Source organism: Streptomyces bambusae (genome assembly GCF_019400985.1).
In the GTDB taxonomy this organism is placed as follows: domain Bacteria; phylum Actinomycetota; class Actinomycetes; order Streptomycetales; family Streptomycetaceae; genus Streptomyces; species Streptomyces bambusae_A.
The window spans coordinates 1-24,044 of the sequence record NZ_WTFF01000091.1 but is presented as its reverse complement, the minus strand read 5'-3'; the positions used below and the strand labels follow the sequence as shown (position 1 = coordinate 24,044).

Here is a 24,044-nt window from a genome sequence, read left to right as displayed (position 1 = left end):
CGGGAAGGCCGGGTTCGGCGTGCCCGCGGCGGCCGCCGGGAACGAGGGGTCCGAGCCGGCGGGGGCGCCGAACGGAGCCGGGGGAGCAGCAGGTGCCGGGAAGCCCGGGGCCGCGGGGGTACCGCCCGGCGGCGTGCCGAAGGGCCCCGCCTCGCCGGTGGTGGCGGACGGCGCCGACTGCCCCGGGAACGGCGTGCCGCTGCCGGCACCAGATGCGTCCGCACCCGGCGCGGCCGGGAACGCGGACTGGCCCGTGCCGGCACCAGACGCGTCCGTACCCGGCGCGGCCGGGAACGCGGAATGCCCCGTACCGGAACCCGACGCGTCCGCGCCCGGAGTCGGCATCGCCGTGCCCTGGGACGGGACGAACGGCGTGCCTCCAAGGCCCTGGCCCTGTGCGGGTACGCCCGGGGACGGGGTGGCGCCGGGGCCGGCCGGCGCGGACGCCGCGTCACCCGGACGGTGCGGCTCGAAGCCGCTGCCCTCCGGCAGACCCGGGACCGCGGCCGGAGCCGCGTTCTGCGTGTACCAGGCCGGCGGGGTGTAGTCGATGGTGAACTCGCCCGTCAGCTCGGGCTCCGCGTCGGACTGATCGTCCGTCGGGACGTCCCACGTCCCGCCGCGGCTCTCGTTCCGATCGCCGTTCACTGCGTCCTCCTGGTCTGGTCGAGCACTGGTACGAGCGCCCCCATCGGCGCCGCGCCCACGGTCAGCCTAATCGGGCCCGGCCTCCGACGCCCGCCCCCCGTCGGGGCATCCACCCGGCCGCCCCCCGACTCGCCCCCCCAACTCGCCCCGTGGACAGGGAGCGTGGACAGGGAGGAAGCCGGGGAGGACGACGAAGGCACAGCCGGCCCCGGCCGCCGCCCGGCTCAGTCGATCCGCCGGGCCGCCCCCAGCAGCCCGGTCTCCGCCTCGGTCCCCTGAGTCATCACGAACTGGCGGTCCCGCTGGTTGCACCACAGCGTCACCCCGTCGCCCAGCGTCGGCAGCGATTCGACCGCCGAGCGCGGCAGGCTCATCAGCCGTCCGATCTGCTCCGCCTCGTCCGGGGACACCCGCTGCACGCCGACCAGCGACGACTGCTGGAGCAACCGCGGTGCCGTCGGACTCAGATAGGGGAGCAGGGTCAGCACGGACTGCCAGGGACCGGCGACCACCCGCCCGCGCGGCGGCCGCATGCCGCAGTCGCGGATGACGAACACCGGGCTGCCCGCCGACGCACCCTGCGGCGGGACCCGGCCCACCTCGTGCAGCGTCACGCACTGCTGCCCGCCGCCCGCCGCCTGCGCGAGCGCCGACCAGACCTGCCCGCGGCCGGTCTCCACCGCCACCCGCGCCCCGGTGGCCGCCGCGCGCAGCGCCAGCACCTGGGCCGTCCACAGGCCGCCGATGAGCGTGACCTCGTACGGCGTCGGCCGGTTGACGCCGAGCACCGCGGGCCGGCCCTCGGAGTCCACCCCGACGACCACGCCGTCGTCGCCGACGGGCAGCGCCAGCGCGTCCAGTTCGTCCGTGAGCACCGTGTGCCGCTCCCGGCGCGGGCCCACCAGCCCGTAGCCCATCCTCATCGCGCGCCTCCCAGCGGCAGCGAAGCCAGTACGCCCGGCAGCTGCTCGCGGTCGAGCCGCACCAGGCCGGTCTTCACACCCCGCGCGGTCCGCTCCAGCTCACGCCGGGCCGCGACCAGCTCCTCGTCGCTGCGCCCGGTGATCCGCACGTGCCCGGTCAGGGTCACCCCGTGCCGCTCCGCCGGGGCGAGCGTCAGGCTGAAGTTCGTGGCGAGGGCCGGCAGCGAGGTGAGCAGCGCCACGAAGTGCGGCAGCGGGGCAGCCCCGCCGCCCAACTGCGGCCAGCGCCCCACCCAGTACGTGGTGTGCCGCCGGTCGTCGACGCGCCAGGTCCGCGCGGTCTCCTCCGTACGCCGGCCCGGCGAGCCCGAACGGCCGGACGCCCGGCCCGCCTGGGTGATCGCCATCGGGTTGGCGCACGTGGACGTCGCCAGTGCGGCCGTCAGCTCCTGCTCGGTCAGCACCGTCGCCCGGAAGCCGGCGCCGGCCAGCCGGCTCGCCAGCTGGTCCGCCGCGCGCACCACGCAGCGCTGCGCGCCGGCGAGGCCGCCACCGCGCGCGGTGACCGCCTCGGGGCACAGCTCCGGGTCGAGCTTGAGTGCGACCCAGGTCAGCCGGACCGCCGGGGTGCCCGTCTGCGACTGGAGCGGCGCGTAGTTGCGGGTGGCCATCGACTGGGCCGGCAGGTGCGGCGCGGGCGCCGGCTGCGTGTGCTGCACCAACTGGGCGGACTCCAGCCGGATGCCGTCGACCTCCAGCACGTCCCGGATCAGCCCCAGCGGCAGCGGCCGGGCGGCCCGGTCCTCGCGCAGCGCGGTCGCGTCGGTGTCCACCTGGACCACCGCCGTCAGGAACGTGCCGTCGCCGATCATCCCGACCGGGCGCCGGTCACGGTCGCTGAACGTGTAGGTGCGCAGCGCCGGATCGGCCTCGACGACCGGCGCCAGCCCCGGCTCCGTGCCGGGCGGCACGACCGACGAGGCGGCGCGGCGCCGACGCGCGCGCAGCGCGAGCGCGGAGCCGATCCACTCGGGCAGGGAGCGCTGGTGGCGGCGTACGACGGCGAGCACGACGAGCACGGCGGCCACGACACCGACGGGCACCAGCAGCAGCGGCTCCACCACCCAGGCGACCAGCAGCAGCGCCGCGGCGACCTGGAGGAGCACCAACTGTTGCAATCGGAACGGGCCGAACCGTCCCGGGCTCGACTTCGGATGCGGCGTCACCCCGCCCTGCGGCGGAGCGGCCGCGGCCGTACGGCGGCGCGTCGCGGTGGCCATCACCCGTGCACCTCCCCTTCCCGGGGCCAGACCCCGAAAGCCCCGGCGGCGCGCGGAACTCCCCGCGGCTCACCGGAATCTCCCCAATCCACCCCAACAAGCCCTGATTACCCCGGTACGGAAGGCACTGAGCGGCAGCCTCACCCTACCCGGCCCGTAGCCGCCCTCCGTCAACAGGCATAGTAGGTGGACGGTCCGACAATCGAGGCCCGGGGACCCTACTCACCGGCCGGGCCGTGCGGGGAGAAGCAGACGGTCATGGCATCACGACGTGATGAGCTCAACGCGTACACCTTTGCGAAGCGGCGCACGGTGGCAGCGTTCCTCCAGCCGTCCGCCACGGGCACCGAGGAAGGCGCGCCGCGTCCGCTGCGGGCCGTCGTGCCCGGGCTGGTGGTCGGCGCCCTGATCCTCGCGACGTTCGGCGCCTGGGGCATGTTCAAGCCCAAGGCGCCCAAGGGGTGGGACGCGCCGGGCGAGAAGGTCATCGTCGGCAAGAACTCCACCACCCGCTACGTCGTCCTGACCACCAAGGTGAACGGCAAGGACCAGACCCGGCTGCACCCGGTGCTCAACCTGGCCTCCGCACGCCTCCTGCTCGACCCGCAGAAGTTCCAGGTCATCACGGTCGACGACAAGGTGCTCGACAGCGGCAAGCCACCGCGCGGCCCCATCATCGGCATCCAGTACGCCCCCGACCGGCTGCCCGCGCCCAAGGACGCCGGCACCGCCAAGCGCTGGGCCGTGTGCCAGAAGCCCGGCGGCAACGGCAACAACGTCCAGACCGCCGCCTTCGTCCTCGCCGACCGCGAGGCGAAGCTGATGGACGACCAGCGCAAGCTCGACGACGGCCAGGTCCTCTACGTGCAGAGCACCGGCGACTCCAAGGACCGCTACCTCGTCGACGCCGTCGGCACGAAGTACAAGTTCCCCGAGGGCCCGGCGGGTTCGGCCGCCGCGCAGGACGCGCAGAAGCTCACCAACGCCCTCGTCGGCAGCGGCACCCCGCAGCCGGTCACCGACCAGTGGCTGGCCACCCTCCGCGACGGCGACCCGCTCGGCTTCCCGCAGCTGCCCGGCTCGGTCGGCGCCGACGCCAAGGTCCCCGGCCTGGTCACCGCCGAGAACAAGGTCGGCATGGTGCTGCGCGCCCAGACCGGCTCCGGCCCCCAGCACTACGTCGTCCTGCCCGGCAAGGTCGCCCCCGTCTCGGACTTCACGGCCTGGTTGCTCATCACCGCGCCCGCCACCGACACCCTCAACATGAAGGGCAAGCCGCGCGAGGTGGACCTCCAGTCCCTCAGCCCGGACGCCACCCCCTTCAAGGGCGACGCCCGCTGGCCGCTGAAGAAGTCGGCGCAGATCAACCGCACCGCCGCCACCGGAACCGCGGCCCCCGCAGCCGGCCAGGGCGGCGGCGACCGCGACACCGTGTGCAACGTGCTGCGCTCGGTCGACGGACAGGGCAACCAGACGATGAGCACCTGGGCCGGCACGGGCTTCCCGGTGGACATCACCGCCAGCGGCACCAGCGCGTACGTCACTCCCGGCTCGGGCCTGCTCTACACCCAGACCCAGGGCAAGCAGGGCACCGCCGGCGGCTCGCTCTTCCTGGTCACCGACACCGGCCTGCGGTACGCCGTCCAGGCCAACGGCGACTCCGACGCCGAGCGCTCGGGCATCGGCGCGCCCGACCCGAAGAAGGACAGCAGCGACGGACGGCCCGAGGCCAGCCAGGCCCAGACCCGGCTCGGCTACGGCGGCGTGGTGCCCACCCTGGTCCCCATCGCCTGGTCGGAATTCCTCTCCAAGGGCCCCCGCCTGGACACCAACGCGGCCCGCCAGCCGCAGGGTTCGTGAGGCCGCCGATGCCGACCACCACCTCCGCCCGCGCCACCACCTCCCGCGCCGCCGGCCGCCCGGCCGCCCGGCGCCCCCTGCTGCGCTCCACCGCGGCCCTCGCGCTGGCCCTCGCGGCCACCACCGCCACGACCACCGGCGCGGCGGCCGTCCAGCCGGACCCCGCCACCCGCCTCGCGGGCGCCGGCGAGTGCACGTTCCCGATGAAGAAGCAGATCGAGGACCGGCCCTGGGCGCTCCAGCGGGTGCTCCTGGACGCGCTGTGGGCCGAGACCAAGGGCAAGGGCGTCCGGGTCGCCGTCATCGACACCGGGGTCGACCGCGCCAACCCGCAGCTCGCCCCCGCCCTCGACATCGGCGCCGGCAAGGACCTGCTGGACCCCAAGGGCGGCGACGGCACCAACGACACGGTGGGGCACGGCACCAGGGTGGCCGGCCTGATCGCGGCCCGCCCGCAGGCGGGCACCGGCTTCGTGGGCCTGGCCCCCGAGGCCACCATCATCCCGATCCGGCAGAACGACGAGCGGCAGACCGGCAAGGCCGACACCCTCGCCGACGCCATCGAGCACGCCCTGAGCAAGGGCGCCCAGGTCATCAACATCTCCCAGGACACCACCCAGCCGATGACCGACGACTCCAAGCTCGGCCAGGCGGTGAAGAAGGCCGTGGCCGCCAACGTGGTCGTCGTCGCCTCCGCGGGCAACGACGGCCTCAAGGGCGAGAAGCGCAAGACCTATCCGGCGGCCTTCCCCGGCGTCCTGGCGGTGGCCTCCAGCGACCGCAACAACGAACGCGCGGCCTTCTCCCAGCCCGGCGACTTCATTGCCGTCGCCGCACCCGGCGTGGACATGGTCTCCACCGTGCCCGGCTTCGGCCAGTGCATCGACAACGGCACCAGCTTCTCCGCCCCGTACGTCGCCGGTCTGGCCGCCCTGCTGCGCGCCCAGCACGCCGACTGGTCGGCGCAGGAGATCATCTGGCAGATCGAGCAGACCGCCGAACGCGCCATCAACGGCAAGGACGACTACGTGGGCTGGGGCGTCGTCGACCCCGTCCGCGCCGTCACCCAGGACTCCCAGAAGCCCAAGGCCCCCACACCCGACCCGGGTCCGCCTCCGGCCGCCGCACCGGAACCGGCTCCGCTGATTCTGCGTGAGACACGACAGGAGCGCGAACAGCGTTTCGGGACGTACGCTCTTGGAATCGGGGCCGTACTCATCGCGGTGATCGCCGGCACGGCGACCGTCGCCCGGGACACACGCCGCAGAAGGCGTCAAGGCTAGGCACAGGGCGAGTTGTTGGGCCTGTCGTACGAACTGGCTAAAGTGTCCGTGACTTCACGAGTGTGATGACGGGAGAGAACCACCATGGCCATGAACCTTCAAGTTGATGACCAGAAGAAGGTAAAGCTGGCGGGTGAGATCAACACGTACCACACGGAACTCACCAACCGCATCGGCAAGCTGAACGACGTCGTCGACCGGATCCAGGCCGGCTGGCAGGGCGCCGCGAGCAAGGAGTTCGACGTCCTCCAGCGCGGGGTCAACGAGAACCTGAAGAAGATCAAGGACCGCCTCGTCGACCTCGAGGACGCCATGCGCATGAGCGTCCAGGGCTTCAACGCCGAGGAGGAGCAGCGGATCGCCGAGATCCGCAAGGTCAACAACAGCTCCATCCTCAACATCTGACGCTCGCGCAGCGGTAGTACGAAACACAACGGGAGGAAGACAGCGATGTCACTCGCAGTCAATTACGACACCGTCTCGACGGCCGCGTCGGACGTGCGCCTGACCAGCTCGCAGCTCACCCAGCAGCTGGAGACGCTGATGGGCAAGGTCAAGGAAGTCACCTCCAGCTGGGAGGGTGAGGCGAAGTCCGCCTACGAGGAGATCCAGCGGACCGTCTCCACCAACATGACCGAGATGAACCAGAAGCTCGGCCAGATCGCGACCCTGCTGGACCAGTCGCTCGTCGGCTACCAGGACACGGACAAGGGCAACGCGGCCCGCTTCCGGATGGTCTGACGCCGCTCCCGCACGTCCGCCCGCCTGCCGCCTCGCCGCGGCAGCCGTACGGAACGCACGAAAGGGGCCCGCGCACTCGGTGCGCGGGCCCCTTCGCGTTCGCAGGTCCCTCACTTCAGGTCGAACTCGCCGTCCCGGGCGCCCAGGACGAACGCCGTCCACTCGGCCTCGGTGTAGCGCAGCACCGTCCCCGGATCCAGGGAGGAACGCATCGCGACCGCCCCGCCGGGCAGCTTCGCGATCTCGACCCGCTCCTCGTGCTCCTCCGTCCCGGGCGCGCTGGTCCACTCCACGCCCGAGATGTCGAGGGCGTAGAGCTCGTCCTTCTCGCGCTCGCGGTCGCGTGCGTCAGCCATGTGCGGGATTCCCTTCGGCGGGGCGGTCGTACGAACTGCCAGTCCCGGCATCGTACTTCCGCACCGCCCGCCGCAACAGGCGTCACCGCACTTCAGCGCAGCGTGACGTACACTGCCCCGCCGCCCGTCACCGGTCCGGCAGCCAGCCCGTCTGCACCAGCGGCGTACCCCGCTTGCGCGAGACGAAGGTGCCGCGGCCCGGAGGCATCGGACGGGCCCGGACACTGCCCAGGATGTCGCCCTCGTTGCGGTCGCCCGACAGCACGACGCCCTGCGCGCCCAGCTCCTTGACCCGCTGCATGAACGGCTCGTACGACGCCCGCGACGCACCCGCGGCGCTGCGCGCCACGATGAAGCGGATACCGACGTCCCGCGCGAACGGCAGGTGCTCCACCAGCTGCGCCAGCGGCTGCGAGGAACTCGTCGACACCAGCTCGTAGTCGTCGATGATCACGTACAGGTCCGGACCGGTCCACCAGCTGCGGTCGCGCAGCTGCTGCGGGGTGATGTCCGGCCCCGGCGCCCGCTTGGCCATCACCGAGGCCACGGCCTCCATGTGCATGTCCATCGCCGACGACATCGGCGCGTACTCCAGCAGGTGCGACGACGGCACCGCCTCCAGCATCGTGCGCCGGTAGTCGCCGACCACGATCCGCGCCTGCTCCGGCGAGTACCGCTCGGTCAGCTGCTTGGCGATCAGCCGCAGCAGCGCCGTCTTGCCCGACTCGCTCTCGCCGAAGATGAGGAAGAACGGGTCGGTCTCGAAGTCGACGAACACCGGCTCCAGGTTCGTCTCGTCGATACCGATCGCGATGCCGTGCTGCGGGTACTCGAAGCCCTTCGGCAGCCGCTCCGCCGGCAGCTTGCGCGGCAGCAGCCGCACCGCCGGGGCACCCGGCCCCGACCAGTTGGCCCGTACGGACTCCACGAACGCGCCGGTGGCCTCCGACAGCCCCTCCCCGCCGGACCGCCCGTCCACACGCGGCAGCGACGCCATGAAGTGCAGCTTCTCCGGCACCTGACCCCGGCCCGGCGCGCCCGGCGGCACGTTCGCCGCGACCTTGCGGTCGAACTCGGAGTCCATGACGTCACCCAGCCGCAGCTCCAGCCGGCCCAGGATCTGGTCCTTCAGCGCCGCCCGGACCTCCATGTACCGGGAGGCGGTCAGCACCACGTGGATGCCGTAGCCCAGGCCCCGCGCCGCGATGTCCGCGACGATCAGCTCCAGCTGGTCGTAGTCGTTCTTGAACTGCCCCCAGCCGTCGACGACGAGGAACACGTCGCCGAACACCTCGCCCGTGAGCTCACCCGACGCCCGGCGCCGCCGGTAGGTGCCGATCGAGTCGATGGAGTTGGCGCGGAAGAACTCCTCGCGCCGGTTCAGCACACCCGCGACCTCGGCCACCGTGCGCCGCACCCGCTCCGGGTCCAGACGCGAGGCCACCCCGCCCACGTGCGGCAGGTCCTGGATCGCCGCGAGACCGCCGCCACCGAAGTCCAGGGCGTAGAACTGCACCTCGTGCGGCGTGTGCGTCAGCGCGAACGAGGAGATCAGAGTCCGCATCAGCGTCGACTTGCCCGACTGCGGACCGCCCACCACCAGCAGGTGGCCGGCCGCCCCCGAGAAGTCCCGGTAGAGCACCTCGCGCCGCTGCTCGAACGGCTTGTCGATGAGGCCGAGCGGCACGACCAGCCCGCCGAGGCGGGTGTACCCGTCGGCGTGCAGCCCGCGCTCCGCCGACGGCGCCAGCGCCGGCAGCAGCTGGTCCAGCGGCGGCGCCTGGTCCAGCGGCGGCAGCCACACCTGGTGCGCGGGCACGCCCTGGCCCTCCAGCCGGCCCACGATCACGTCCAGCACCGTGTCCGCCAGCGCGTCGTCCTCGCGGCCGGCCTGCGCCGCCAGGTATGCCGGGTCCGGCGCCGCGTACACCACCGGCACCGGCGTCGCCGTGAACAGCGCCGGCCGCCGCTCCACCGGGAACTGACCCACCGTCAGGTCCGGGCCGCCCGAGCGGTAGGTGCCCGAGACGTACGCCGCCTTGAAGCGGGTCATCTCGTCCGTGCCGAACTTCAGATAGCCCGAACCGGGCACCGACGGCAGGTGGTAGGCGTCCGGCACACCGATCGCCGTGCGCGACTCCGCCGCCGAGAAGGTCCGCAGACCGATCCGGTACGACAGATAGGTGTCCAGACCGCGCAGCTTGCCCTCTTCCAGGCGCTGCGAGGCCAGCAGCAGGTGCACGCCCAGCGACCGGCCGATCCGGCCGATCTGGATGAACATGTCGATGAAATCCGGCTTCGCCGTCAGCAGCTCGCTGAACTCGTCGATCACCAGCACCAGCGAGGCCAGCGGCTCCAGCGGGGCACCGGCCGCACGGGCCTTCTCGTAGTCGTGGATGTTGGCGTAGTTGCCCGCCGACCGCAGCAGCTCCTGACGGCGCTGCAGCTCACCGCGGATGGAGTCGCCCATGCGGTCCACCAGCGTCAGGTCGTCCGCCAGGTTGGTGATCACCGCCGCCACGTGCGGCATCGTCCCCATACCGGTGAACGTCGCACCGCCCTTGAAGTCGGCGAGCACGAAGTTCAGCGTCTCCGACGTGTGCGTGACCGCCAGACCCAGCACCAGCGTGCGCAACAGCTCCGACTTGCCCGAACCGGTCGCGCCGACGCACAGGCCGTGCGGGCCCATGCCCTCCTGCGCGGCCTCCTTCAGGTCCAGCATGACCGGACCGCCGTCCTCGCCGACACCGATCGGCACGCGCAGCCGCTCACCGGCCGACCGCGGCCGCCACGTGCGGGCCACGTCGATCGACGCGGCGTCGCCCAGGTTCAGCAGGTCGGTGAAGTCCAGGTTCGCCAGCAGCGGCTCGTCCTCGTCGCCGCCGCCCGTACGCAGCGGCGCCAGCTGCCGGGCCAGCGCCTCGGCCGCCGGCAGCGACAGCGAGTCCGGCACGCCCTCGTAGGCGAAACCGCCGCCGGACTCCAGCCGCAGCCGGCCCGGCCGCACCACGACCGACAGCCCGCCGCGCGGCTCGTCCAGCTCGCCCGCGACCACCTCGACGATGGTCACGCCCTGCAGCCCCTCGGCCGCCGCGAACAGCGAGTCCGGCGGCACCATGCCGCCGTCCAGGACCACCACGATGTGCGGCTGGTCAAGCAGCGGAGTGACGTCCCTGCTGAACCGCGGCCGCCCCTCCAGCCGGGCGGCCAGCAGCTGCTCCACCTCGGCGAGGTCGTCCCCGAACAGCCGCTTGGTGCCCGCGCCGTCGACCTGGCCGAGCACCTGCGTGTGCGGCAGCCACTTCACCCAGTCCCAGGCCGGCGCCGCGCCCGGCGCCGTCACGACGGCCACCAGCAGGTCCTCGGGGGAGTGCAGCGTCGCCAGCTGCGCCACCATCGCCCGTGCCGTACCGCGCGCCGCGGCCGGCTCACCGGAGACCGTCACGTGGTAGAAGGCCCGCATCGAGACCGCCATCGGCAGCCCGTCCAGCGAGGAGTGGATCTTCAGGAAGCGCTGCATAGCGCCCGCCGTCAGCGGCTCCAGCTCGTCCACCGGCGCCGTGTCCGGCGCCACCAGGGGAGTCGCCAGCTGCTGCGCACCCAGCCCCAGCCGGGCCTGCCCGAAGTCCTCGTCACCGACCCGCCGCTCCCACAGCCGCGAACCCTCGGCCACCACCGACCACAACTGCTCGGGCGCCGGGTGCAGGTACAGCTGGGCGTCGCGCTGTGCCCGCGCGGTACGCCGGACCTGGCGGCGGGTCTGCGCCAGGTACTTCAGGTAGTCGCGCCGCACATCGGCCATTTGCCCCTGCGTACCCTTGCGGAACCGCATGATCTGCGCAATGACCATGGCCACCGTCGACACCAGCATCAGCACACCCATGATGCGCATGAACGGCGGCACGTTCGGCATGAAGAAGAAGACCACGGACGAGCCCATGCCGAGCATCGGCAGGAGCTGCATCGCCATGCCTTCCTGCTGTCCGCGCGGCAGCTCCGGCGGAGCCTCCAGCCGCACCTCGTCCGAAGGGACTTCGGGCGGCAGGGCCCGCGGCGGGCGTTTGACGACGATCTGGCTCACCGGAGCATCAATCCCTCGAAAGCGGACGGGACGTCGTCACCGGCGCCCCCAAGTCCCGGACACGGCAGGGGCTCTCCCCCGCGCGACTCGGTGATCCTACTTGCCGACTGTCACCCATACTCCCGGTAGGGTGGCGCGCGCACCAGGTCGGCTGCCGTGCGCATCCGCGAATCATCCGCCGACCATCCGCCGAACAGGGCGCCAACCAGGGGGGTCACACAGGTGAGTACGGCCGCAACGACGGGTTTCTGCAGGGTCACCGTCGTGGCCCCGGACAGCCGCATCGACGTCGCCCTCCCCGAGGACATCGCCGTCGCCGACGTCTATCCGGAGCTGCTGCGCCTGACCGGGCAGACCCAGCCCGTGGGCGCGCCCACGGGCTACCACCTGGTCCGCCGCGACGGCACCGTCCTCGACGGCGCCCGCACCCTCGCGGCCCAGCAGGTCCTCGACGGCGAGGTGCTGAGCCTGCGCCCCTTCGCCGAGTCCCTGCCGCCCGCCGTCTTCGACGACGTCTCCGACGCCGTCGCCTCCGCCGTCGTACGCGACCGGCACCGCTGGAGCGACGACATGCTGCGCGGCGCCGGCCTGGTCGGCGGCGGCCTCCTCTTCGTCCTCATGGGCTTCGTCCTGTGGTACGCCGACCCGATCCGCCACGACATGCACGGCCTGCCCGGCGTCATCGCCGGCGCCGCAGGACTGCTGCTCACCGCCGCCGCGGGCGTGCGCGCCCGGGTCTACCGCGACCGCGGCTCCGCCGTGGCCCTCGGCCTCGGCGCCCTGCCGCTGCTGCTGATCGCAGGCTCCGGCATCGTCGCGCCGGCCGCCGCCGAGGGACCGGGTCGGCTGCAGTTCCTGCTCGGCTGCGTCTGCGTCCTGGTCGCCTCCGTGGCCCTGGTCGCCCTCACCCCCAGCGGGGACGCCCCCTTCGTCGCGGCCACCTTCCTGGCCGCCGTGGGCACCCTCGCCACCTTCATCGCCATCGCCACCGACGCCACCGCCACCCGCACCGCCGCCGTCTGCGCCCCCGCGGCCATCGGCCTGGTCGCCTTCCTGCCCGGCCTGTCGGCCCGCTTCGCCCGGCTCCCCATCGGCTACGCCGCCCCGCAGAGCTCCGTCGAGGGCTACGAGACTCCGGACCGCTACGAGACCGACGCCTACGGTGACCAGTCCGGCGACTCCCCCGAGCCGGCCACCCCGCTCGACGCCGAGCTGATCGCCGCCCAGGCCCGCCGCGGCCACGAGATGCTCCTCGGCCTCGTCGGCGGCTCCGCCGCGGTCGTCGTCGGCTCCGCCGCCGTCCTCGGCTTCTCCGACAGCACCTGGGGCAAGCTCCTCGCCCTGTCCGCCGGCCTGGCCATGCTGCTGCGCGCCCGGCTCTTCCGCTACACCTCCCAGGTCGTGTGCGCCCTGGTCGCGGGCCTGGCCGCGATCGCCCTGCTGATCCTGGGCCTGGCCCTGAACCCGCCCGCCGACCTCCTCTTCGAGCTCGGCAAGTACGGCGACCGCGGCGGCCTGGACCTCCGTACGATCTGGCTGTCCGCCGCCGTGGCCGCCGGCGCGGCCCTGCTCGCCGGAATTGCGCTGGTCATTCCCCGCAAGGGTCTGTCACCCTTCTGGGGGCGGCTGCTCGACCTCACCGAGGCGGCGGTGCTGCTCAGCCTGGTCCCGCTGTGCCTGGCCGTCCTGGACGTCTACGACGCGGCCCGGTCCCTCACCAGCTGAGGGCGCCGGGGCCCGGCGCCCCGGACCGGTGCTCCGGGCCCCGGACCGGTGCTCCGGGCCCCGGACCGGTGCTCCGGGCCCCGGCCTGGTACGCTGTGTGACGGCCGTTTGTGTACGCGCCCCCGGAGCCCTCATCAAGGCCCCGGAGGATGCGCCCGTCATGGCAGACGTGCCCGCCTCCCGAGTAACGGAAGCCCCCCAGAGATGCAGACCTGGGGCACTCGGTGGCTCACGAATCACCACAGAGGAGTAAGCGTGTCGCTCGACGCCGCTACGAAGAAGCAGATCATGGCCGAGTTCGGTACCAAGGAGGGCGACACCGGCTCCCCCGAGGTCCAGGTCGCGCTGCTCTCCCGCCGCATCTCGGACCTGACCGAGCACCTCAAGGCCCACAAGCACGACCACCACTCGCGCCGTGGCCTGCTGATCCTGGTCGGCCAGCGCCGCCGCCTGCTGCAGTACCTGGCCAAGAAGGACATCCAGCGCTTCCGTACGCTGGTCGAGCGCCTCGGCATCCGCCGCGGTGCCGCGGGCGCCAAGTAAGACGCTGTGAAGGGAGCGGTTCCCACTCTTAGGGGACCGCTCCCTTTGCTGTACGTGCGGGACGTACCGGACGCTTTGTAGTCTGGTCGCAGGCGCACAACCAGAGCACAACTGAAGAGGAGGAGCGCCCTCCCTCCGCACGCCGGTCCTCGGTAGTGGCACCCGGAGCGCCCGTCGGGGCCCGAACCGGGTGCTTCGATCGAAGACCGGCCCGCACGCAAGGAGCGCTTCTCCGCACCGTCCTCCACCACACGGGTGGGGGGCGGAGACGACGAAAATGGAGAAAACGCTAGTGGAGAACGAGACCCACTACGCCGAGGCCGTCATCGACAACGGCACCTTCGGCACCCGCACCATCCGCTTCGAGACGGGCCGTCTGGCCCGCCAGGCCGCCGGCTCCGCTGTTGCCTACCTGGACGACGACACGATGGTGCTGTCCGCGACCACCGCGTCGAAGAAGCCCAAGGACCAGCTCGACTTCTTCCCCCTGACGGTGGACGTCGAGGAGCGCCAGTACGCGGCCGGCAAGATCCCCGGCTCCTTCTTCCGCCGCGAGGGCCGCCCCTCCGAGGACGCCGTCCTCACCTGCCGCCTGATCGACCGCCCGCTGCGCCCGTCCTTCAAGAAGGGCCTGCGCAACGAGATCCAGGTCGTCGCCACCGTCATGGCGCTCAACCCCGACCACCTGTACGACGTCGTCGCGATCAACGCCGCGTCCGCGTCCACCCAGCTGGCCGGCCTGCCCTTCTCCGGCCCGATCGGCGGCGTCCGCGTCGCGCTGATCAAGGGCCAGTGGGTCGCCTTCCCGACGCACACCGAGCTCGAGGACGCCGTCTTCGACATGGTCGTCGCGGGCCGCGTCCTGGAGGACGGCGACGTCGCGATCATGATGGTCGAGGCCGAGGCCACCGAGCAGACCATCGCCCTCGTCAAGGGCGGCGCCGAGGCGCCGACCGAGGAGATCGTCGCCGCGGGCCTCGAGGCCGCGAAGCCGTTCATCAAGGTCCTCTGCAAGGCCCAGTCGGACCTCGCCGCCAAGGCCGCCAAGCCCGAGGGCGAGTTCCCGGTCTTCCTCGACTACGAGCAGGACGTCTACGCCGCCCTCGAGCAGGCCGTCCGCGGCGAGCTCGCCCAGGCGCTGACCATCGCGGGCAAGCAGGACCGCGAGTCCGAGCTGGACCGCGTCAAGGAGATCGCCGCCGAGAAGCTCCTCCCGGCCTTCGAGGGCCGCGAGAAGGAGATCTCCGCCGCCTACCGCAGCCTGACCAAGGCCCTGGTCCGCGAGCGCGTCATCAAGGACAAGGTCCGCATCGACGGCCGCGGCGTCACGGACATCCGTACGCTGGCCGCCGAGGTCGAGGCCATCCCGCGGGTCCACGGCTCCGCCCTGTTCGAGCGCGGCGAGACCCAGATCCTGGGCATCACCACCCTGAACATGCTCCGCATGGAGCAGCAGCTGGACACCCTCTCCCCGGTGACCCGCAAGCGCTACATGCACAACTACAACTTCCCGCCGTACTCCGTCGGCGAGACCGGCCGCGTCGGTTCGCCGAAGCGCCGCGAGATCGGCCACGGCGCGCTCGCCGAGCGCGCCATCGTGCCGGTCCTGCCGACCCGCGAGGAGTTCCCCTACGCGATCCGCCAGGTGTCCGAGGCCCTCGGCTCCAACGGCTCGACGTCCATGGGCTCGGTCTGCGCCTCCACCATGTCGCTGCTGAACGCCGGTGTGCCGCTGAAGGCCCCCGTCGCCGGTATCGCCATGGGCCTGATCTCCGAGGAGATCGACGGCCAGACGCACTACGTCGCCCTCACCGACATCCTCGGTGCGGAGGACGCCTTCGGCGACATGGACTTCAAGGTCGCCGGCACCAAGGAGTTCGTCACCGCCCTCCAGCTCGACACCAAGCTGGACGGCATCCCGGCCTCCGTCCTGGGCGCGGCCCTCAAGCAGGCCCGCGACGCCCGCCTCCACATCCTCGACGTGATGATGGAAGCGATCGACACCCCGGACGAGATGTCCCCGAACGCCCCGCGGATCATCACCGTCAAGATCCCGGTGGACAAGATCGGTGAGGTCATCGGCCCCAAGGGCAAGATGATCAACCAGATCCAGGAGGACACCGGCGCCGAGATCACGATCGAGGACGACGGCACCATCTACATCGGTGCCGCCGACGGCCCGGCCGCCGAGGCCGCCCGCGCCACGATCAACGGCATCGCCAACCCGACCATGCCGGAGGTCGGCGAGCGCTACCTGGGCACGGTCGTCAAGACCACCACCTTCGGTGCCTTCGTCTCCCTGCTCCCGGGCAAGGACGGCCTGCTGCACATCTCGCAGATCCGCAAGCTCGCCGGTGGCAAGCGCGTGGAGAACGTCGAGGACGTGCTCGCGGTCGGCACCAAGGTCCAGGTCGAGATCGCCGAGATCGACCAGCGCGGCAAGCTCTCCCTGATCCCCGTGATCGAGGGCGAGGACGCCGCCGACGAGGCTGACAAGGACGACTCCGACAAGTGATGTCGCGTAGTTCCCGTGTGACGGCCCGCCCCTCTTCGGAGGGGCGGGCCGTCGCCCGTACCCAAACCCTGCTCAAGGGCGAGAACGGCATCGGCACCGTCCGCCGCACCGTCCTGCCCGGCGGACTGCGCGTCGTCACCGAGACGCTGCCCTCCGTCCGCTCCGCCACCTTCGGCATCTGGGCGCACGTCGGCTCCCGCGACGAGACGCCCGCGCTGAACGGCGCCACGCACTATCTGGAGCACCTCCTCTTCAAGGGCACCCACAAGCGGTCCGCCCTCGACATCTCCGCCGCGATCGACGCGGTCGGCGGCGAGATGAACGCCTTCACGGCGAAGGAGTACACCTGCTACTACGCACGGGTGCTCGACACCGACCTGCCGCTGGCCATCGACGTCGTCTGCGACATGCTCACCGGCTCGCTGATCCTGGAGTCCGACGTCGACGCCGAGCGCGGCGTCATCCTCGAAGAGATCGCGATGACCGAGGACGACCCGGGCGACATGGTGCACGACCTGTTCGCGCAGACCATGTTCGGCAACAGCCCGCTGGGCCGTCCCGTCCTCGGCACCGTCGACACGATCAACGCGCTCACCCGCGACCAGATCGCCCGCTTCTACAAGAAGCACTACGACCCCCGCCACCTCGTCGTCGCTGCCGCGGGCAACGTCGACCACGCCAAGGTCGTCCGCCAGGTCCGCGCCGCCTTCGACAAGGCCGGCGCCCTGACCCGCACCGATGCCGAGCCGATCGGCCCGCGCAGCGGCGCCAAGCGCATCCGCACCGCCGGCCGCGTCGACCTCGTGGGCCGCAAGACGGAGCAGGCCCACGTGGTCCTCGGCATGCCGGGCCTGGCCCGCACCGACGAGCGCCGCTGGGCCCTGGGCGTGCTGAACACCGCCCTCGGCGGCGGCATGTCCTCCCGGCTCTTCCAGGAGGTCCGCGAGAAGCGCGGCCTGGCCTACAGCGTCTACTCGTACACCTCGGGCTTCGCCGACACCGGCCTGTTCGGCGTCTACGCCGGCTGCCGCCCGAGCCAGGTGCACGACGTGCTGAAGATCTGCCGCGACGAGCTCCACAAGGTGGCGTCCGAAGGACTCACCGACGAGGAGATCCGCCGGGCCGTCGGCCAGCTCTCCGGCTCCACCGTCCTCGGCCTGGAGGACACCGGCGCACTGATGAACCGCATCGGCAAGAGCGAGCTGTGCTGGGGAACGCAGATGTCGGTGGACGACATGCTCACCCGCATCGGCGAGGTCACCCCGGACGACGTCAAGGACGTCGCCCAGGACGTCCTGGCCCAGCGACCGTCCCTGTCGGTGATAGGACCGCTCAAGGAGAAGCAGGCGGCCCGCCTCGACGAGGCCGTCGCCTAGTCCGTCGTACATACGCCCGCAAGCGTAAGGAAGCGAACAACATGAGCAAGCTGCGCGTGGCCGTCCTCGGAGCCCAGGGCCGCATCGGCTCCGAGGCCGTCCGGGCCGTCGAGGCCGCCGAGGACATGGAACTGGTGGCGACGCTGTCCCGCGGGGACAAGCTGGAGACGCTGGCCGAGACCGGGGCCCAGGTCGCCGTCGAGCTGACCACCCCCGCCTCGGTCATGGGCAACCTCGACTTCTGTGTGCGCCACGGCATCCACGCGGTGGTCGGCACCACCGGCTGGACCGAGGACCGCCTCGCGCAGCTGCGGAGCTGGCTCGCCGGCTCCCCGGAGACCGGCGTGCTCATCGCGCCGAACTTCTCCATCGGCGCCGTGCTCACCATGAAGTTCGCCGCCCAGGCAGCCCGCTACTTCGAGTCCGTCGAGGTCGTCGAGCTGCACCACCCGAACAAGGTGGACGCCCCGTCCGGCACCGCCACCCGCACCGCCCAGCTCATCGCCGAGGCCCGGTCGAAGGCAGGCTGCGCCCCGCAGCCCGACGCCACGGCCACCGCCCTCGACGGTGCGCGCGGCGCCAGCGTCGACGGCGTGCCGGTGCACGCGGTCCGGCTGCGCGGGCTGCTGGCCCACCAGGAGGTGCTGCTCGGCAGCGAAGGGGAGACCCTGACCATCCGCCACGACTCCCTGCACCACAGCAGCTTCATGCCGGGCATCCTGCTCGGCGCGCGCCGCGTGGTGAGCACCCCGGGCCTCACGTTCGGCCTGGAAAACTTCCTCGACCTGGACTGACCGACACCCATGCGCGCGAAGATCACCTACCTCGTCACGGCAGCCGTCCTGGCCGTCTACTTCGTCCTGGCCGGCGGCCGCGGCCTCGCGCTGCTCCGCATCGGGACCCCACTGACCGTCACCTTCGGGGTGGCGGTGCTGATCCTGCCGGTGATCGGTGTGTGGTTCCTGTGGAAGAACACCCAGTTCGTCACCAGGGCCAACCAGCTCTCCGCGGAGCTGGAGGCCGAGGGCGGCCTGCCCGTCGACGAGTTGGAGCGCGACGGCTACGGCCGGATCCTGCGGGACTCCGCCGACGAGGTCTTCGCGCGCCGCAAGGCGGAGACCGAGGACGCGCCGGGGGACTGGCGCACCTGGTTCCGCCTCGCCGTGGCCTACCACGACGCCCGCGACACCCCGCGGGCCCGCAAGGCCATGCAGCGGGCCATCGCCCTGCATGACAAGAAGCCCGTACAGGCCTGATCCCTGTACGGGCTCCTGGGCGGCGTCCGGCCCGGCCTCAGGCCGTGGCCGGCGCGTCGCCCGCGTACTCCTCCGCCCACGCCTCCACCGTGTCGGCGGCCCGGTCGAAGGCCTCGGGCCGGGCCAGGAAGTCCGCACCGTGGTCGGTCAGCAGGAGCAGCGGCTCACCGGCCCCGCGCACGGTCGCGACCAGCGCCTGCCCCTGCACCGTCCGCGGCAGGCCCATCCAGCGCACCGGCTGCTGGACCGTACGCACGCCGGCGATCCGGCTCCAGTCGACCGTGCGGGTCCCGAGGAACGCCACCCGGCGCAGCCCCGTACGGCACACCCACACGCCCATCCGCAGCAGGCGCAGGGCCCCGCAGATGACGGTGAGCGCGGCGGCCAGGCACGCCGCCGCCCCGCCCCACGCACCCGCGAAGGCGATGATCATCGTGGCGAGCAGCATGAACGAGGACACCAGGAGCAGCACCGCCCCTATGGCCACCCGCCAGGGACCGGGCCGGTACGGGCGGCGCCAGCGCTCGTGGTCCTCGTGGGCGAGGACCTCGTAGGCGGGAGCGGTCCCGGAGCCGTCGGGGTCCTGCGCGTCGCATGCGCTGTCGGCCGTCAAGAAGGGCAGGGGCACGGCTGATCCTCACTCACATGCACATTCGGCTGGGCTGCCAGGGAGACTAGCGCCCCTCGGACGCCGCGGACTGCTGGGCCTTCCCGGTCGACGGCGCAGGCTGCAGGGCGGGCATCCCGAAGAGCAGCGAGCCGACGAGCCCCGCCACCACGGTCATTCCGACCAGAGTACGGGCGGCGATCTGGGTCTTGCCCAGGCGCTCGCGCGGCGGTGGAGTGACGTTACTGCGGAATCGGTCGGCCTCCGCGACGAAGGCGAACGGAACGGGCTCGCGCCCGGTGGTACCTCCCGGCTTCAGCTGGGGGCGGCGGAACATCAAGGGCCTCTCTCTCCTGGCGGTGCGCGGCTGCTGTCCGGTAGGACGACCGAAGAGGCCGTTCGGTGCCGGATTTCCGGACATTCCCTGGAATTCGCGGCAGTGCGCCGGCCGCCCGGATGCCAGGTGTGTCCTTGATGAGCCGTAGAGTGGGCGCCGCCCCACGGACGTGCCAATGGAAGGACCCCCGGTGAGCGACACCGCCGCTTCTGACCTGAAACCCAGCTTCCGCAGCGACGTGACGGTGGAGCTGGTCAAGCACGCCGCCACCGATTCCGACGTGCTGTGGGCCGCCCGGGTCTCCACGGCCGGCGAGCAGTCCCTCGACGAGCTGCAGAAGGACCCCGAGCGCTCGAAGGGCCTCATCAACTACCTGATGCGGGACCGGCACGGCAGCCCCTTCGAGCACAACTCGATGACCTTCTTCATCAGCGCGCCGATCTTCGTCTTCCGCGAGTTCATGCGCCACCGGGTCGGCTGGTCCTACAACGAGGAGTCGGGCCGCTACCGGGAGCTCCAGCCGGTCTTCTACGTCCCGTCCGCCGAGCGCAAGCTCGTCCAGGAGGGCCGTCCGGGCAAGTACGTCTTCGTCGAGGGCACCGAGGCGCAGCAGGAGCTGACCGGCCGGGTGATGGAGGACTCCTACCTCCAGGCCTACGAGGCGTACCGGGAGATGCTGGCGGCGGGCGTGGCCCGCGAGGTCGCCCGTTCGGTCCTGCCGGTCGGCCTGTTCTCGTCGATGTACGCCACCTGCAACGCGCGCTCGCTGATGCACTTCCTGGGCCTGCGCACCCAGCACGAGCTCGCTGCGGTGCCGTCCTTCCCGCAGCGGGAGATCGAGATGGTCGGCGAGAAGATGGAGCAGCACTGGGCGAAGCTCATGCCGCTCACCTACGCGGCCTTCAACGCGAACGGGCGCGTGGCCCCGTAGCCGCGGTAGGGCAAGGGCCGACAGGGGGCCGGACAGATGTACGGCGCCAAGACCGAAGTGTCCGTATTGCGACGTTTCGTGAAGTTCATCTAGGCTGATCAAACGGACCCGGCACTGCTTGAACCCCCGAGCAGGCAGTGCCGGGCTCCTCCAGGACGATCGGCACCGGGCAGCACCCGGTTGACGTCCCCCGAGGGGACACTGCGAGCGTGGCAGCGAGTAGCGTGTTACCCATGGCTCCGATCTCGACTCCGCAGACCCCCTTCGGGCGGGTCCTCACCGCCATGATCACGCCGTTCACGGCGGATGGCGCACTTGACCTCGACGGCGCGCAGCAGCTCGCCGCCCACCTGGTGGACGCAGGCAACGACGGCCTGATCATCAACGGGACCACCGGCGAGTCCCCGACCACCACCGACGCGGAGAAAAGCGACCTCGTACGAGCCGTACTCGAGGCGGTCGGCGACCGCGCCCACGTCGTCGCCGGCATCGGAACCAACGACACCCACCACACGCTGGAGCTCGCCCGCCAGGCCGAGCGCGACGGCGCGCACGGCCTGCTGGCCGTCACGCCGTACTACAACAAGCCCCCGCAGGAGGGCCTGTACCAGCACTTCACGGCCATCGCGGACGCCACCGGCCTGCCCGTCATGCTCTACGACATCCCCGGCCGCAGCGGTGTCCCGATCAACACCGAGACCTTCGTCCGGCTGGCCGAGCACCCGCGGATCGTCGCCAACAAGGACGCCAAGGGCGACCTCGGCCGCGCCAGCTGGGCCATCGCCCAGAGCGGCCTGGCCTGGTACTCCGGCGACGACATGCTGAACCTGCCGCTGCTGTCCGTCGGCGCGGTCGGCTTCGTCTCCGTCGTCGGCCACGTCGTCGCCCCGGACCTGCGGGCGATGCTGGAGGCCCACCTCGGCGGCGACGTCCAGAAGGCCACCGAGATCCACCAGAAGCTGCTCCCCGTCTTCACCGGCATGTTCCGCACCCAGGGCGTCATGACGACCAAGGCCGCGCTCGCCCTCCAGGGCCTGCCGGCCGGCCCGCTGCGGCTGCCGATGATCGGACTGACCGACGAGGAGACCGCCCAGCTCAAGATCGATCTTGCTGCGGGCGGGGTACAGCTCTGACACCAGACTTCACAACTGAACAGTCAGAACCACACACACAACAGCAAGTGCACGAATGTCACGCGCGCCACGTGCCTTACAGGGGTACGTGGCGCGTGTGGTGAGGAGAGACTTTTGAGCCATCCGCATCCAGAACTTGGCCCTCCGCCGAAGCTGCCCAAGGGCGCCCTGCGGGTCACCCCGCTCGGCGGCCTCGGCGAGATCGGCCGCAACATGACCGTCTTCGAGTACGACGGCCGCCTGCTCATCGTCGACTGCGGCGTCCTCTTCCCCGAGGAGGAGCAGCCGGGCATCGACCTGATCCTGCCGGACTTCTCGTCCATCCGGGACCGCCTCGACCAGGTCGACGGCATCGTCCTCACGCACGGTCACGAGGACCACATCGGCGCCGTCCCCTACCTCCTGCGGGAGAAGCCGGACATCCCGCTGATCGGTTCCAAGCTGACCCTCGCGCTCATCGAGGCGAAGCTCCAGGAACACCGCATCCGCCCCTACACCCTTGAGGTGAAGGAGGGGGACCGGGAGCAGCTCGGCGCCTTCGACTGCGAATTCATCGCGGTCAACCACTCCATCCCGGACGCCCTGGCCGTCGCCATCCGCACCCCTGCGGGCATGGTCGTCGCCACCGGCGACTTCAAGATGGACCAGCTGCCGATGGACAACCGCCTGACCGACCTGCATGCCTTCGCGCGGCTGAGCGAGGAGGGCATCGACCTCCTTCTCTCGGACTCCACGAACGCCGAGGTCCCGGGCTTCGTCCCGCCCGAGCGCGACATCTCGGGCGTCATCCGCGGCGTCTTCGCCGGCGCCCAGAAGCGGATCATCGTCGCGTCCTTCGCCAGCCACGTGCACCGCATCCAGCAGGTCCTGGACGCCGCGCACGAGTACGGCCGCCGGGTCGCCTTCGTGGGCCGCTCCATGGTCCGCAACATGGGCATCGCCCGCGACCTGGGCTACCTGCGCGTCCCCGCCGGCCTCGTCGTGGACGTCAAGACGCTCGACGACCTGCCGGACCACGAGGTCGTCCTCGTCTGCACCGGCTCCCAGGGCGAGCCCATGGCGGCCCTGTCCCGCATGGCCAACCGCGACCACCAGATCCGGATCGTCCCCGGCGACACCGTGATCCTGGCGTCGTCCCTGATCCCGGGCAACGAGAACGCGGTCTACCGCGTGATCAACGGCCTGACCCGCTGGGGCGCCAACGTCGTCCACAAGGGCAACGCCAAGGTGCACGTCTCGGGCCACGCCTCGGCCGGCGAGCTGCTGTACTTCTACAACATCTGCCGGCCCAGGAACCTGATGCCGGTCCACGGCGAATGGCGCCACCTGCGCGCGAACGCCGAGCTCGGCGCGATGACGGGGGTCCCCAAGGACCACATCGTGATCGCCGAGGACGGCGTCGTCGTCGACCTCATCGACGGCAAGGCCAGGATCACCGGCAAGGTCCAGGCCGGCTACGTCTACGTCGACGGCCTCTCGGTCGGCGACGTCACGGAGGTCGCGCTCAAGGACCGCCGGATCCTCGGCGACGAGGGCATCGTCTCCGTCTTCGTCGTGGTCGACAGCACGACCGGCAAGGTCGTCGGAGGCCCGAACATCAACGCCCGGGGCTCCGGCATCGAGGACTCGGCCTTCAACGCGGTCGTCCCGAAGATCGAGGAAGCCATCGCCAAGGCCGCCTCGGACGGCGTCGCCGAGCCCCACCAGCTGCAGCAGCTCATCCGCCGCACGCTGGGCAAATGGGTCTCCGACAGCTACCGCCGACGCCCGATGATCCTCCCGGTCGTGGTCGAGGTCTGACCCTCGCCCTAACGGCCGACACTGGAGCGGGGCAACCGGATTTGCGTCCGGGGGCCCCGCTCCAGTACGTTTACGGCTCCACCACGAAGGGAAGCGGAGCACGCCTGTGCCCGTACACCCCCCGAGCGGGTGGAATTCGGACCCAGAGAAATCTGATAGTGTCTGAGCCGCCGGAAGGGAAAAGCGCGAAAGCGCCGGAACCGGAAAGCACCGAGGAAATCGGATCGGAAAAAGATCTGATAGAGTCGGAAACGTAAGAACGAAGGAAGCGCCCGGAGGAAAGCCCGAGAGGGTAAGTACAAAGGAAGCGTCCGCACCTTGAGAACTCAACAGCGTGCCAAAAATCAACGCCAGATATGTTGATACCCCGTCTCTTCGGAGACGAGGTTCCTTTGAAAAGTCCTTCAGGTCCTTCGGGGCCGGGAGGCAACAACACAGCGAGGACGCTGTGAACGGGCCACCATATTCCGGTGGCGCCGTTCCGCTCTCGTGGTGTGCACCCGATCGCGGGTAAACATTCACGGAGAGTTTGATCCTGGCTCAGGACGAACGCTGGCGGCGTGCTTAACACATGCAAGTCGAACGATGAAGCCCTTCGGGGTGGATTAGTGGCGAACGGGTGAGTAACACGTGGGAAATCTGCCCTGCA

Annotated in this window: 20 protein-coding genes and 1 rRNA gene; 14 read left to right on the top strand and 7 right to left on the bottom strand. The window is 71.3% G+C overall.

Annotation, left to right across the window (positions count from 1 at the left end; genetic code table 11):
- The 3 genes from GPJ59_RS38515 to eccE all read right to left on the bottom strand — a co-directional run.
- On the bottom strand, window positions 1–648 hold a 648-nt coding region (locus tag GPJ59_RS38515), incomplete at its 3' end, for an SCO5717 family growth-regulating ATPase (RefSeq protein WP_308120305.1).
- A 224-nt stretch (window positions 649–872) separates the two neighbouring features.
- The gene (locus tag GPJ59_RS15085) at window positions 873–1,571 is read right to left on the bottom strand and encodes a hypothetical protein (RefSeq protein WP_219667640.1); all 699 of its coding nucleotides are present in this window, start codon (window positions 1,569–1,571) and stop codon (window positions 873–875) included.
- On the bottom strand, window positions 1,568–2,851 hold the full coding sequence (gene eccE, locus GPJ59_RS15080) for a type VII secretion protein EccE (RefSeq protein WP_219667639.1): 1,284 nt from the start codon (window positions 2,849–2,851) through the stop codon (window positions 1,568–1,570). Before eccE ends, GPJ59_RS15085 begins: the two co-directional genes overlap by 4 nt.
- Window positions 2,852–3,109: 258 nt before the next feature.
- On the opposite strand from eccE, the gene eccB reads away from it, so the two are divergent.
- From eccB to GPJ59_RS15060, 4 genes are all read left to right on the top strand, one after another.
- A complete protein-coding gene (gene eccB / locus GPJ59_RS15075) occupies window positions 3,110–4,711 on the top strand; it encodes a type VII secretion protein EccB (protein ID WP_219667638.1) in 1,602 nt (533 codons plus the stop codon).
- 8 nt (window positions 4,712–4,719) lie between these two features.
- Window positions 4,720–5,994, top strand: coding sequence for a type VII secretion-associated serine protease mycosin (mycP, locus tag GPJ59_RS15070; protein WP_219667637.1), 1,275 nt, complete (start codon window positions 4,720–4,722; stop codon window positions 5,992–5,994).
- Window positions 5,995–6,078: 84 nt separating this feature from the next.
- Window positions 6,079–6,399: a WXG100 family type VII secretion target gene (locus GPJ59_RS15065; protein WP_219667636.1), complete on the top strand. Its 321-nt coding sequence runs from the start codon at window positions 6,079–6,081 to the stop codon at window positions 6,397–6,399.
- Window positions 6,400–6,444: 45 nt separating this feature from the next.
- Window positions 6,445–6,735 (top strand): WXG100 family type VII secretion target, encoded by a 291-nt coding sequence (locus tag GPJ59_RS15060; RefSeq protein ID WP_219667635.1) that lies wholly within the window; start codon window positions 6,445–6,447, stop codon window positions 6,733–6,735.
- Between the two features lie 110 nt (window positions 6,736–6,845).
- On the opposite strand, the gene GPJ59_RS15055 is transcribed toward GPJ59_RS15060, so the two are convergent.
- Complete coding sequence (locus GPJ59_RS15055; protein ID WP_219667634.1) at window positions 6,846–7,091, bottom strand: DUF397 domain-containing protein; 246 nt, start codon at window positions 7,089–7,091, stop codon at window positions 6,846–6,848.
- A gap of 127 nt (window positions 7,092–7,218) precedes the next feature.
- Window positions 7,219–11,172 (bottom strand): type VII secretion protein EccCa, encoded by a 3,954-nt coding sequence (gene eccCa, locus GPJ59_RS15050; protein WP_219667633.1) that lies wholly within the window; start codon window positions 11,170–11,172, stop codon window positions 7,219–7,221.
- Between the two features lie 222 nt (window positions 11,173–11,394).
- Here eccCa and eccD point away from each other — a divergent pair, with 222 nt between their 5' ends.
- From eccD to GPJ59_RS15020, 6 genes are all read left to right on the top strand, one after another.
- Entirely contained in the window at window positions 11,395–12,897 is a 1,503-nt protein-coding gene (eccD, locus tag GPJ59_RS15045) for a type VII secretion integral membrane protein EccD (RefSeq protein WP_219667632.1), read from the top strand.
- A 255-nt stretch (window positions 12,898–13,152) separates the two neighbouring features.
- Window positions 13,153–13,440 carry a 30S ribosomal protein S15 gene (rpsO, locus tag GPJ59_RS15040; protein WP_219667631.1) on the top strand — a complete coding sequence of 96 codons (288 nt, stop codon included), beginning with the start codon at window positions 13,153–13,155 and terminating at the stop codon, window positions 13,438–13,440.
- A gap of 292 nt (window positions 13,441–13,732) precedes the next feature.
- Window positions 13,733–15,955 (top strand): polyribonucleotide nucleotidyltransferase, encoded by a 2,223-nt coding sequence (locus GPJ59_RS15035; protein WP_219667630.1) that lies wholly within the window; start codon window positions 13,733–13,735, stop codon window positions 15,953–15,955.
- Entirely contained in the window at window positions 15,952–17,331 is a 1,380-nt protein-coding gene (locus tag GPJ59_RS15030) for a M16 family metallopeptidase (protein ID WP_219667629.1), read from the top strand. The genes GPJ59_RS15035 and GPJ59_RS15030 overlap by 4 nt, the downstream gene beginning before the upstream one ends.
- Window positions 17,332–17,372: 41 nt before the next feature.
- Window positions 17,373–18,125 (top strand): 4-hydroxy-tetrahydrodipicolinate reductase, encoded by a 753-nt coding sequence (dapB, locus tag GPJ59_RS15025; RefSeq protein ID WP_219667628.1) that lies wholly within the window; start codon window positions 17,373–17,375, stop codon window positions 18,123–18,125.
- A gap of 9 nt (window positions 18,126–18,134) precedes the next feature.
- Complete coding sequence (locus GPJ59_RS15020; protein ID WP_219667627.1) at window positions 18,135–18,587, top strand: hypothetical protein; 453 nt, start codon at window positions 18,135–18,137, stop codon at window positions 18,585–18,587.
- Window positions 18,588–18,624: 37 nt separating this feature from the next.
- On the opposite strand, the gene GPJ59_RS15015 is transcribed toward GPJ59_RS15020, so the two are convergent.
- Both GPJ59_RS15015 and GPJ59_RS15010 read right to left on the bottom strand, forming a co-directional pair.
- Window positions 18,625–19,215 (bottom strand): hypothetical protein, encoded by a 591-nt coding sequence (locus GPJ59_RS15015; RefSeq protein ID WP_219667626.1) that lies wholly within the window; start codon window positions 19,213–19,215, stop codon window positions 18,625–18,627.
- Between the two features lie 46 nt (window positions 19,216–19,261).
- On the bottom strand, window positions 19,262–19,531 hold the full coding sequence (locus GPJ59_RS15010) for a hypothetical protein (RefSeq protein ID WP_219667625.1): 270 nt from the start codon (window positions 19,529–19,531) through the stop codon (window positions 19,262–19,264).
- Window positions 19,532–19,721: 190 nt separating this feature from the next.
- Between GPJ59_RS15010 and thyX the strand changes: the two genes are divergently transcribed.
- From thyX to GPJ59_RS14990, 4 genes are all read left to right on the top strand, one after another.
- Complete coding sequence (thyX, locus tag GPJ59_RS15005) at window positions 19,722–20,462, top strand: FAD-dependent thymidylate synthase (protein ID WP_219667624.1); 741 nt, start codon at window positions 19,722–19,724, stop codon at window positions 20,460–20,462.
- A 233-nt stretch (window positions 20,463–20,695) separates the two neighbouring features.
- Window positions 20,696–21,595 carry a 4-hydroxy-tetrahydrodipicolinate synthase gene (dapA, locus tag GPJ59_RS15000; protein ID WP_219667623.1) on the top strand — a complete coding sequence of 300 codons (900 nt, stop codon included), beginning with the start codon at window positions 20,696–20,698 and terminating at the stop codon, window positions 21,593–21,595.
- A gap of 114 nt (window positions 21,596–21,709) precedes the next feature.
- Window positions 21,710–23,395 (top strand): ribonuclease J, encoded by a 1,686-nt coding sequence (locus tag GPJ59_RS14995; protein WP_219667622.1) that lies wholly within the window; start codon window positions 21,710–21,712, stop codon window positions 23,393–23,395.
- Window positions 23,396–23,912: 517 nt separating this feature from the next.
- Window positions 23,913–24,044, top strand: a 16S ribosomal RNA gene (locus GPJ59_RS14990); the annotation flags it as partial.